11 protein-coding genes are annotated in these 10,605 nt (G+C 71.8%); 6 read left to right on the forward strand and 5 right to left on the reverse strand.

Annotated elements, in window-relative coordinates; genetic code table 11:
- From WH07_RS26795 to WH07_RS26805, 3 genes are all read right to left on the reverse strand, one after another.
- A partial coding sequence (locus WH07_RS26795; protein ID WP_046505270.1) for a M1 family aminopeptidase occupies nt 1-1,101 on the reverse strand: 1,101 nt, incomplete at its 3' end.
- A gap of 120 nt (nt 1,102-1,221) precedes the next feature.
- Nucleotides 1,222-1,608 (reverse strand): chorismate mutase, encoded by a 387-nt coding sequence (locus WH07_RS26800; protein ID WP_046505249.1) that lies wholly within the window; start codon nt 1,606-1,608, stop codon nt 1,222-1,224.
- Between the two features lie 213 nt (nt 1,609-1,821).
- Nucleotides 1,822-2,631 (reverse strand): S1 family peptidase, encoded by an 810-nt coding sequence (locus WH07_RS26805; protein ID WP_046505252.1) that lies wholly within the window; start codon nt 2,629-2,631, stop codon nt 1,822-1,824.
- Nucleotides 2,632-2,976: 345 nt separating this feature from the next.
- Here WH07_RS26805 and WH07_RS26810 point away from each other — a divergent pair, with 345 nt between their 5' ends.
- Both WH07_RS26810 and WH07_RS26815 read left to right on the forward strand, forming a co-directional pair.
- Nucleotides 2,977-3,882, forward strand: a complete 906-nt coding sequence (locus tag WH07_RS26810; protein ID WP_046505255.1) for a hypothetical protein — start codon at nt 2,977-2,979, stop codon at nt 3,880-3,882.
- A 41-nt stretch (nt 3,883-3,923) separates the two neighbouring features.
- Entirely contained in the window at nt 3,924-5,423 is a 1,500-nt protein-coding gene (locus WH07_RS26815; protein ID WP_046505258.1) for an ankyrin repeat domain-containing protein, read from the forward strand.
- Between the two features lie 218 nt (nt 5,424-5,641).
- Here WH07_RS26815 and WH07_RS26820 read toward each other — a convergent pair whose 3' ends face one another.
- Entirely contained in the window at nt 5,642-6,229 is a 588-nt protein-coding gene (locus WH07_RS26820) for a TetR/AcrR family transcriptional regulator (RefSeq protein ID WP_046505261.1), read from the reverse strand.
- 172 nt (nt 6,230-6,401) lie between these two features.
- Here WH07_RS26820 and WH07_RS26825 point away from each other — a divergent pair, with 172 nt between their 5' ends.
- Nucleotides 6,402-7,361, forward strand: a complete 960-nt coding sequence (locus tag WH07_RS26825; protein WP_046505263.1) for an SDR family NAD(P)-dependent oxidoreductase — start codon at nt 6,402-6,404, stop codon at nt 7,359-7,361.
- 245 nt (nt 7,362-7,606) lie between these two features.
- On the opposite strand, the gene WH07_RS42240 is transcribed toward WH07_RS26825, so the two are convergent.
- Nucleotides 7,607-8,392, reverse strand: a complete 786-nt coding sequence (locus tag WH07_RS42240; protein WP_079023581.1) for a transposase — start codon at nt 8,390-8,392, stop codon at nt 7,607-7,609.
- Between the two features lie 201 nt (nt 8,393-8,593).
- On the opposite strand from WH07_RS42240, the gene WH07_RS26835 reads away from it, so the two are divergent.
- Genes WH07_RS26835 through WH07_RS26845 form a run of 3 tightly spaced genes read left to right on the forward strand, consistent with a single transcriptional unit; the run spans nt 8,594 to nt 10,390 of the window.
- Nucleotides 8,594-9,421, forward strand: coding sequence for an alpha/beta fold hydrolase (locus tag WH07_RS26835; RefSeq protein ID WP_046505273.1), 828 nt, complete (start codon nt 8,594-8,596; stop codon nt 9,419-9,421).
- A complete protein-coding gene (locus tag WH07_RS26840) occupies nt 9,414-10,025 on the forward strand; it encodes a TetR/AcrR family transcriptional regulator (protein ID WP_046505266.1) in 612 nt (203 codons plus the stop codon). Before WH07_RS26835 ends, WH07_RS26840 begins: the two co-directional genes overlap by 8 nt.
- The gene (locus WH07_RS26845) at nt 10,022-10,390 is read left to right on the forward strand and encodes a hypothetical protein (RefSeq protein WP_046505268.1); all 369 of its coding nucleotides are present in this window, start codon (nt 10,022-10,024) and stop codon (nt 10,388-10,390) included. Before WH07_RS26840 ends, WH07_RS26845 begins: the two co-directional genes overlap by 4 nt.
- Nucleotides 10,391-10,605: the final 215 nt, after the last annotated feature.

Genomic DNA, 10,605 nt, shown 5'->3' on the forward strand with positions numbered 1-10,605 from the left:
GGCGACGGGGTGGGTGGAGGGGCGCTGGTCGGCCTCGTATCCCCAGGGTTTGCGGCCGATCGCGAAGTCGACCCAGGTGTCCGTGAAGCGGGTGGCCTCGGTGAGGGTCTGGTAGCCCATGTACTCGGCGAAGGACTCGTTGAGCCAGATGTCGTCCCACCAGGTGAGGGTGACGAGGTCGCCGAACCACATGTGGGCCATCTCGTGGGCGATCACCATGGCGCGGGTCTGCCGCTCGGTGTCGGTGACGGCGGAGCGGTAGATGAATTCGTCGCGGAAGGTGACGAGTCCCGGGTTCTCCATGGCGCCGGCGTTGAACTCGGGGACGAACGCCTGGTCGTAGGAGTCGAAGGGGTACGGCTCCTTGAATTTCTCGTGGTAGCGGTCGTAGCAGGCGCGGGTGATGTCCAGGATCTCGTCGGCGTCGGCGTCGAGGTGGGGGGCGAGGGAGCGCCGGCAGTGCAGGCCGAAGGGCAGTCCGGCGTGTTCGGTGCGTACGGAGTGCCAGGGGCCGGCGGCGACCGCGACGAGATAGGTGGAGATGAGCGGGGTGGGGGCGATGGTCCAGGTCCGCGCGCCGGAGCGGTCCTGCTCGCCGGTCCCGCCGGCCGGTTCCGCGATGCCGTTGCCCAGCACCGTCCAGGCCTCCGGTGCGGTGACCGTCAGCTCGAACACGGCTTTCAGGTCGGGCTGGTCGAAGGCGGCGAAGACGCGCTGGACGTCCTCCATGAAGAGCTGGGTGTAGACGTAGGTCTCGCCGTCGGTGGGGTCGGTGAAGCGGTGCATGCCCTCACCGGTGCGGGAGTACCGCATGTCCGCCTCGATGCGCAGTTCGTGCTCTCCCGCGTCGAGTCCGGTGAGCGCGAGCCGGTTGCCGTCGAGCTCCGCCGGGTCGAGTGTCCGTCCGTCGAGGGTGACGGAGCGCAGCGCGGCGGGCTTGACTTCGACGAAGGTGTCTCCGGCGGCCCGTGCGGTGAAGCGGATGACGGTGCGGGAGTCGAAGGTGTCCTCGCCGGTGGTCAGATCGAGCGCGATCGTGTACCGGTGGACATCGAGGAACTGGGCTCGGAGCTGCGCTTCGTCGCGCGTCAGTACGGACATGGGGGCCATGCTGCCCGATGGGGTACGGGCCGCGCAGCAGGGTTCTGTCCGCTCTGAGCGCACGGTGCGGGGCGCTCCGGGGCCGTGGCGCGCCTGGGGTTACGGGGTGTCGCGCCGGCGCTACGATCCGTTCGCGCGGGCGCCTGGGCCGTGCCCTTCGCGGGTCTCGTCCGCGATCGTCTCGTGGTGGCGGATGACCTCGGCGATGATGAACGTGAGGAGTTTCTCCGCGAAGCCCGGGTCGAGCCGGGCGCTTTCGGCGAGCTGGCGGAGCCGGGCGATCTGGCGGGCCTCCCGGGCCGGGTCGGCGGGCGGGAGCCGGTGTTCGGCTTTGAGGTGGCCGACCTGCTGGGTGCATTTGAAGCGTTCGGCGAGCATGTGGACGACGGCGGCGTCGATGTTGTCGATGCTCTCGCGCAAACGGTTCAGCTCGGCCCGTACGGACTCCGCGATGAGCGTCTCGTCGGTGGTTTCGGTGGGCTCGTTGACGGGGTCGCCTGTGGTCATGGTCCGGCAGCTTAGACGCGACGGGCGGGGCTGCCGGCGCCTGCTCAGGATGCGGGACCGGCGGTGCGGGGGCCCGGTCCGGCCGCGGGCCCTTTCGTGGCTGCCCCGGGCCTTTCCGGCGGTGCCTCGCCGGAGGGGCGGGCGCCGGGCCCGTACGCCCGCACCCGCCCCTCCCTGGCTCTTCGATCGGTGCCGCTGTCCTACCGGTTCACGTCAGAGAGTCGACGCGGCCGAGGCGATGGCGGAGGCGAAGGTCGAGACCTCGGTGTAGACACCGGGGTAGTTGGGCCGGGCGCAGCCGTTGCCCCAGCTCACGATGCCGACCTGGACCCAGGCGTTGGCGCTGTCCCGGCGGAACATCGGGCCGCCCGAGTCGCCCTGGCAGGTGTCCACGCCGCCCTGCGCGTAGCCGGCGCAGATCTCCTCCGAGGCTATGATGTCGCCGCCGTACGAGGCGTTGCAGCTCGCGTCGGAGACGAACGGGACGGTCGCCTTGAGGAGGTAGCGCTGCTGGCCGCCGCCCTCGGTGGCCGCGCCCCAGCCGGCGACGGTGAAGGTGCCGGTGTTGTACTGCGTGGTGGTGGCGATCTTCAGCGTCGGCAGGTTGATGGGCTGCGCGAGCTTGATCAGCGCCCAGTCCTTGCCGACACCGTTGTAGCCGGGGGCCTGGTAGACCTTGGTGGACCGGACCTTGATGGCGCTGGTGCTGTTGAGGTCGACGACACCGGCGGTGGCGGTGATGCTGGTGTTGTTGCCGGAGCCGCTCACACAGTGCGCGGCGGTGAGGACGACGGTGGGCGAGTAGAGCGCGCCGCCACAGCCCATCGAGAGCCGGACCATGAAGGGGAATTCGCCCTGCGCGGCACGGGTGCCGCCGACGACGGGCGGGGCGACGGGCGCGACGGCCTTGGTCTTGGCGACCGGCGCGGGCGCGGCGGACGCGGCGGACGGGCTGAGGCTGAAGGCGGCGAGGATGACGGTGCCGGCGGCGGCGGTTCTCTTGAGAACGCTCAGAAGACTCATGGCCTGCCTTTCGTGGGGGGCTGGATGTGGGGGTGGTGCTCGGTGGCCGTGCGTGGGGTCAGCCGACCCGCCGGGTCCGGGTTGACGCGCGTTGCGTCGCCCTGACATGGGCCCGACAAGAAAGCGTGATCCGGATTATGGGAGGCGGTTCAGCCACCCCACAAGAACCGGTTTTCGGCCACACCGGGGCGGCATGTGCCGGTCGGCGTCCGCTCATCGGACAGGGGACCGTCCGCACCGCCCCGTAGAGTGGATTCCGGTCGGCGAGGTTGACGAGGGTGACGGCGCCGGCGTCGAGGAAACCCGCGAGGTGGACCGTCCTCGCGGGGTGAGGGGGGTACGGACGTGACGAACGGCGGCGAGGTCGTGCACGGCTATCCGCATCTCGATACGGCGCGGGCCGCGATCACCGCGCTCTACCGGCGGCTCACGCCGGAGGGCATCCACGCCTTCGCCCCCAGCGTCGCCCCCGCCGATGTCGCCTTCTCCGATCTGGACGATCTCCACCTCGGCACCCAGCGGGTCGCGCACGCCCTGGTCCAGCAGCTCCGGCTGCCCGACGCGCGCATGATCGTGAGCTTCCGCGAGATGGACCAGGCGGCGAGCGTCGAGCTGGCGGCGGGCCCCGAGTATTTCATCGAGCTCAACAACCGCTTCCGCACCCACCGCCGTGACATCGGCGCCGCCCTCGCCCACGAGATCACCCATGTCCTGCTGCACCGACTGGGTCTGAGCTTTCCCGGCACCCACGACAACGAGATCCTCACCGACACGGCCACGACCTATCTGGGCGCGGGCTGGCTGCTGCTCGACGCCTACCGCGAGAACCGCGATTCCAGCCAGAAACTCGGCTATCTGACCCCGGAGGAGTTCGGCTACGTTCTCGCCAAAAGGGCGATGGTCTTCGACGAGGACCCCCGGGTCTGGTTCACCAGCCCACAGGGCTACACCTCGTATACGAAGGGCCGGGCGCAGGCGCTGCGCGACGAGCAGCAGCCGCCGCTGACCACCGCCGGCTGGTCGGGGCGGCACCGGTACGCCAAGGACCGCCGTTACGCGCTGGAGCACCCGGGCGACACGCTCCCCGACCCGCCGGGCGACCTCTCGCCGTACAGCTTCGAACGGGAGCGGGACGGGCTGCGCGTCTCGTTCCCCTGTCCCACCTGTCTCCAGCGGATCCGGGTGCCGGTCCGCGGCCGGGTGCGGGCGCGCTGCGGGCTGTGCCGGACGGTGCTGGACTGCGACACCTGACCGACCGTGGAACGCCCGGCCGGGGAACGTAGAGTCGAAGCATGACGAAAGAGCCGACAGCGGGCATCGCGGACCTGTTCGAGGCGGTGGGGGGCGGTGCGGACGACACCGTCGTACGGCTCCTGAGGGCGGGCGTGCCCGCCGAGGCCACCGACGAGGACGGCGAGACGGCCCTCTACCGCGCGGCGGTCAGTGACCGTCCCGGCGCGGTACGGCTGCTGCTGGCGGCGGGCGCCGACCCGAACCGGGCGAGCGGCCCGGAGGGCGGCGACCTGCCGCTGTGCGGGGCGGCCTGCGGCGGGCACACCGAGGTGGTACGGGCGCTGCTCGCGGCCGGCGCGCTGCCGGACAGCCGGGAGGAGTTCGATCTGACGGCGGTCGTGTGGGCGGTGCGCCAGGGCTTCGCGGACACGGTGGAGGCACTGCTGGAGTACGGCGCCGACCCCGATCTGCCGGGCCCCGGCGGGGAGCCGCCCCTGCTGCTGGCCGCCCGCCACGGCTCCCCGCCGACCGTACGGGTGCTGCTGCGGTACGGCGCGGGCGCGCACGAGGCGGCGCTCGCCGAGGCCCGGCGCTGGATGGGGCTCGATGTGGAACGGGAGCTGCGGGACGGTCTGTGGCGCGCCTACGGCGACGGGTACGAGACGGTGGTGCGCCGGATCGAGGAGGACGGCTCGGAGACCGTCGTCGTCGAACTGCTGCGGGACGGCGTGCCGTTGGCGGGCCAGGAGCAGCGGACCGGGCACGCGGCCGTGGCCACGCTGCTCGAAGCGGAGCTGGGGCTCGCGACCCCGTTCGAGGAGCTGGCGGAGCGGGCGCTGAGCTGCGGCGATCCCGAGCGGGACGACTGGGCCGAGTCGGTGTCGGCGCTGTGGCTGCGCGGTGACGAGGCGACGTTCGAGCAGGCCGCGGCCTGGTGCGGGAGCGACGAGCCGCTGCGGCAGGCGTTCGGCGCGGAGGTGCTGGCGCGGCTGGGGGCGGCGGACGGGGCGAGTCCGTTCGCGGACCGCGCGGTGCCGCTGCTGCGGGAGCTGTCCCGGCGGGCGGTGGAGCCGGAGCTGGTGCGCGCGGTCGTGGTCGGTCTCGGCCAGCACGCCGATCCGGCGGCGCTGCCGGAGATCCTGCGGCACACCGGCCATCCGGACACGGGCGTGCGGCGGCGGGCCGCGCTGGCCCTGACCGGGCTCGTACCGGGCGGTCACCGTGACGCGGTGTGGGCGCTGATCCTGCTGAGCAGGGACGCGGACGCGTCGGTCAGGGAGCGGGCGGTGCCGGCCCTGGCGGATGTGGACGCGGACAGCCGCGAGATCCGTGAGGCGCTGGCGGCACGGCTGAACGATCCGGACGCCGGCACGGCCGCCGGGGCGGCGCGGGGTCTGGCGGTACGTCAGGATCCGCGCGCGGTCGACGCGCTGGCCCGGATCCTGGCGGACGAGCCGCCGGACGGGTACGCCCGCGCGACGGCGGCGGACGCGGTCCGTCATATACGGAAGGGCCCGGAGCGGCGGCGCCTGGAACGGACACTGCCGCGCCGCCGCTGAACACGACGGCCCTCTTACGCCGCTGAACACCCGGGCCCTCTTGCCGGCCTCGTGGTGGCGGAAGAGGCGGCAGGGGCCGGAAGGGGTGTCCCGCCGATCGTCGCGGGCCCCCGGAGACCGGCCGGACAGGGCCGGGCCGCGCTCCCCTCGCCGTACCCCGGCCGGGCGGCGCCGGCCGGAACATCTCACCGCCGCACATACGGCACGTCCCCGGACCGTCAGGTCCCCACGACGCCGTGCAGGAGCAGGTGGACGAGCCGGGCGGCGAGGTCGCGCCGGCCCTCGCTGGAGGCCATGAGGCTGATCCCGCCCAAGGCCATGAGGACGTCCTGGGCATCGGCCCGGGGGCGCCCCGGGGACCGCTCCCCGACGGCGGCGAGCAGGTGGGCGATGGCGTCGGCCAGCAGGGCCCGGGTGTGCGTCTTCTCGTTGTCGTCGGTCAGCACCACGCGCAGCGCGTCGGCCATGCCGCCCTTGACGGTCATGAAGTCGATGAAGTCCTCCATCCATGTCCGCAGGGCGTCCACCGGGGGCAGCGTGGCCGCGAGGTGCGGTGCCGAATCGCACAGCCGCCGCACTTCGTGCCGGTAGACCGCCTCGATCAGCAGTTCCTTGGAGGGGAAGCGGCGATAGAGGGTGCCGACCCCGACGCCGGCCGCGCGGGCGATGTCCTTGACCGACGCTCCCGCTCCCTCGCGGGCGAATGCGGCCGCCGCCGCTTCCAGGAGCCGGTCCTCGTTGCGCCGCGCGTCGGCACGCAGGGACCTGTGACCCCGCGTCGTACCCGCACCGTCGCTGCTGCTCAATCCGCGCTCCCCTCGTGCCACCACTTCGCGCCACCACTTGCAACCGGAACTAGTTCCGCTTACCGTCGCTAGCGAACCGGAACCAGTTCCGGATAAGAGAGTACGGCGGTGCCGCGCCCGCGCGCCACCGGCCGTGCGCACGTCCCCCGCATCACCTGCCCTGGAGCACGTCATGACCGACAACCTGATCACCCTCCCCTTCGGGGCACGGACGACCGCCGCCGAGGTGGCCGCGGGGACCGGCCTCGGTGACCGGCGGGCCGTCGTCACCGGCGCGGCCTCCGGAATCGGACGGGAGACCGCCCGCGCGCTGGCCGCCGCCGGCGCCGAGGTCACCATCGGCGTCCGCGACCTGGCCACGGGGACGCGGGTCGCCCGGGAGATCACCCCGCCGAGCGGCCCGGGAAGCGTGCACGCCGCGCCGCTCGACCTCACCGACCAGGCCTCGGTGCGCTCGTTCGTGGCGGCCTGGCAGGGGCCACTGCACATGCTGGTCCTCAACGCCGGTGTGATGGCCGCACCGCTGGAGCGGACGGTCGAGGGGTGGGAACTCCAGTTCGCCACCAACCATCTCGGGCACTTCGCCCTCGCCACCGGTCTGCACAGCGCCCTCGCGGCGGCGCGCGGGGCCCGCGTGGTCGTCGTCAGTTCGGTGGGGCACGTCAACGGCGATGTCCTGTTCGACGACATCAACTTCGAGCGGCAGCCGTACGACCCGTGGGCCGCCTACAGCCAGTCCAAGACCGCCAACGTCCTCTTCGCCGTCGAGGCGAGCCGCCGCTGGGCGCCGGACAGGATCGCGGTCAACGCCCTCAACCCCGGCCGCATCACCACCACCCGGCTCGGCCGCCACATCGGTGACATCTCCAACAGCCCGACCGCGTTCGACGCCACCAGCACCGACGTGTCCTGGAAGGACATCCCGCAGGGCGCCGCCACCTCGGTGCTGCTCGCCGCGTCCCCCCTGGTCGAAGGGGTCACCGGCCGGTACTTCGAAGACTGCAACGAGGCCGCCCCGCACCGGCCCGGAATCCGCCGCGGCGTGGCGGCCCACGCCATGGACCCCCAACGGGCGGCCCTCCTGTGGCAGGTCTCCCTCGACATGCTCCAAGCCGCCGCGGCCACGCCCTGACGTCGGCGGACCGTCCACGGGGAAACACCAGGGCGGGCCGCCCACGAAGTGAGCGGCCCGCCGGGAAAGGCCGCCTGTCCGAGGTGGCGGCCTTCTAGGGTGCGTATTGAGTCGTGATCAATGGGTGCTTCGGGTGAGGTCTTTGATCCAGATCATCGACGCGCGCAGGTGGAGTCCGGCGAGGTAGCTGTCCGGTGTCTTGTCGTACCGGGTCGCGATGCCTCGCCATGCCTTGAGCTTGTTGATCAGGGGTTCGACGGTGTTCGGTGAGTAGGCCTTGTCCCCGGCGACCGCGTGCGGCCGGGTGCGAGGGCGGCGACAGGGCCGCGGACCCGGATCATCCCCAGCACCGGGATGAACTGCGGGCTGTCGGCGGCCTGGCCTGCGGTCAAGACGAACACCAGCGGGCGACACCTGCGGTCGGCGGCCAGGTGGACCTTGCTCGTCTGCCCGCCCCGCGAGCGTCCGAGCAGGGCAGCCTTCAGCCGGAGCTTTCGGCGGTGCCGGAGGAGTCGTCGCTCGTCCTGCTCGGGATCAGCCGCGGCGCCCTGCGCGCTTTCTTCTTCGAGGCCGCCCCCTTTGACCTCGGCAGCAGCCTTCTCCAAAGCGGTGAGCACGTCCTCGTTCATGTGCATCCCGGCGTCGTCGTGGTGAGCCCGTGCGGTGGTGGAGTCGATGCTGACCAAAGACAGGTCGACCTCGCCTGGCTTCGCGGCCTCCGTGATCAGGCCTTTCAGAAGGGCCTCGAACACGCCGGCGTCACGCCACTGCCGGAAGCGGTTGTGCACGGTCGACCAGGCACCGAACTCCTGCGGCATCTCCCGCCACTGCCCGCCGGTCTTGAACGCCGGATCACACCCTCGAACTGCTGCCGCAGCCGCTCGGGGTACGGGCCGTACTCGCCGATCGGTAGGTACGGCCCGATGAACTGCCACTCCTCTGAACTGCCACTCCTCGTTGGTCAGTTGCACACGCGTCACGCAAGACGATCTACCACCTCTGGCTCCACCACGTAGGCGAAACCCGCCCATAGCCCACCGTCAACGGAAGCTCCCTCGTGCCACGGTCGCCGTGCGGCTCCATCATGCGGTGCCGTGCCGCGCTCCTCCCACCCGCGGCGCCGGACGGTTCCCATCCCACCGGGCTTGCCATGGATTCCCGCGCACCGGCCTTGACCCCTTTGGCTAATGCGAGTAGCTTTTTGGCTATCGAGATTACCCATGGAGGTCGACATGACTGAGTTCCTGAACGTGGAAGGCGGCACCCTCGCCTACGAAGTGACCGGCTCCGGGCCGCTGATGGTGCTAGCGCACGGGATCGGCCAGAGCCGCGACGCCTATCGGTTCATGGTCCCGGAGCTGGTGGCCGCCGGTTACCGGATCGCGGCCGTGGACCTGCGAGGCAGCGGCGAGTCGACCGCGACGTGGCCGTCCTACACCCGCACCGACATCGCCGGCGACCTGATCGCGCTGATCGAGCACCTCGGCGGTCCCGCGGTGCTGGTCGGCCACTCCATCTCAGGCGGTGCCGCGACGATCGCCGCCGCCAAGGCGCCCGCGCTCGTGAGCGCCGTCGTCGAACTGGCGCCGTTCACCCGCAAGGTGGAGTACTCGCTGAGCGCCCTGGGCATGTCCCGCTACCGCAAGGGCGCGACGGCGATCTCGGCCGTCGCGATGCTCGGCAGCCACAAGCAGTGGCTCAAGTACCTGGAGATCGCGACCCCGCAGCCGCGCCCGGCGGACTGGGCCGCGAGCCTTGAGCGCACCGATGCCATGCTGCACGAGCCGGGCCGGATGAAGGCCCTGCAGAAGCAGATGAACAGCGCCGCCGACGCCGGTGCCCAACTCGGCAACGTGCACTGCCCGGTCCTGGTCGTCATGGGCACCCTCGATCCCGACTGGGGTGATCCGAAGGCCGAGGGCGAGGCCATCGTGGCCGCGCTGCCGCAGGGCGTCGGCCGGCTGGAGATGCTCCCGGGGGCCGGCCACTACCCGCACGTCCAGTTCCCGTCGGAAGTGGCCGGCCTGGTGCGCTCGTTCCTGGAGACGGCCCGTGCCTAGGGCCGGACTCGACCGGGATACGGTCATCGCGGCCGCGTCGGAACTCGCCGACGAGGTCGGCTTCGCCGGCCTGACCATGGGCCTGCTGGCCGAACGGGTCGGCGTGCGGACACCGTCGCTGTACAAGCACGTCGACTCGCTGGACGCCCTCCAGCGGGGCGTCGGCCTCCAGGCCGTCCGCGACATCGGCGCCGTCCTGGCCCGGGCTGCCGTCGGCCGGTCCGGTCCGGACGCGGTCCGCACGATCGCCGAGACGTACCGGAAGTGGGCCCTCGACCACCCCGGTCGGTACGCCGCCAGCGTCCGCGCCCCGCACCCCGAAGACGAGGAATACCAGGCCGTGGCCCACGAAACAGTGCAGATCCTGTTCGACGTGGTCGCCGGCTTCGGGCTGACCGACGAGCGCGCCACCGACGCGGTCCGAGCCCTGCGCACCGTCATCCACGGCTTCGTCGGCCTCGAAAGCGACGACGCCTTCCAGATGGAGCGCGACCCCGCCGACAGCTACCGGTTCGTCGTCGACACCCTCATCAACGGCATGCGCGCCGAGGCCGCCAACGGCGGACCCGACACCGCGCCGCTCCATGCCGGGGAGGGATCATGACCCAGGCCGCCGACTCCCCGAACCGCACCAACGCCACCTCCGGGCTGCGGTTCCTGACCGAACTCATCGGCTGGACGGCCACCCCGTGGGCGCTGCACCGGGTCGACTGGACGATCGCGATCACCGCGCTGGTCCTGCTGATCGGACTGCCGGCCGTCGTCGGAACACCCGGCGACCGCCCCTTCGACCCGCCGGTGACGATCCCCGGCGCGGCAATGTTCCTGCTCGTGCTCCTCGAAGTGGCCGCCGCAGCGGTAGCACCGTGGTTCGCGTGGCCCACATGGGCGGCGGTCGTCGCGACCGCGCTGGCCGCGACGTCGGCCGTGCTCGAACAGCCTCGCTGGCGTTGGCTGCTGCGCCACTAGATCACGACTCGATACGCGCCCTAGGGCGTGTCTTCAAAGTAGCGTCGTCCGCCCGAAGGGCGGGCCCGGCGGCGTCTGGTGCGTGCGATCGCAAGGCGGAGGGTCGTCCTTGTACTGGACGTACTTGGATGATCCCGACAACGCGGCGAGCGTGCGTGCCAGGCGTCGCCGGGCAGACGGGACTTTGAAGACACGCCCTAGGCCCTGTCCGGCCG

Origin of the sequence: Streptomyces odonnellii, from assembly GCF_000981895.1 — a bacterium.
In the GTDB taxonomy this organism is placed as follows: Bacteria; Actinomycetota; Actinomycetes; order Streptomycetales; family Streptomycetaceae; genus Streptomyces; species Streptomyces odonnellii.

Coding starts and splice junctions, on each gene's coding strand:
- WH07_RS26805 (WP_046505252.1), bottom strand. CDS start 2,631: ATGAGTCTTCTGAGCGTTCTCAAGAGAACCGCCGCCGCCGGCACCGTC.
- WH07_RS26800 (WP_046505249.1), bottom strand. CDS start 1,608: ATGACCACAGGCGACCCCGTCAACGAGCCCACCGAAACCACCGACGAG.
- WH07_RS26825 (WP_046505263.1), top strand. CDS start 6,402: ATGACCGACAACCTGATCACCCTCCCCTTCGGGGCACGGACGACCGCC.
- WH07_RS26845 (WP_046505268.1), top strand. CDS start 10,022: ATGACCCAGGCCGCCGACTCCCCGAACCGCACCAACGCCACCTCCGGG.
- WH07_RS42240 (WP_079023581.1), bottom strand. CDS start 8,392: ATGGGCGGGTTTCGCCTACGTGGTGGAGCCAGAGGTGGTAGATCGTCT.
- WH07_RS26815 (WP_046505258.1), top strand. CDS start 3,924: ATGACGAAAGAGCCGACAGCGGGCATCGCGGACCTGTTCGAGGCGGTG.
- WH07_RS26835 (WP_046505273.1), top strand. CDS start 8,594: ATGACTGAGTTCCTGAACGTGGAAGGCGGCACCCTCGCCTACGAAGTG.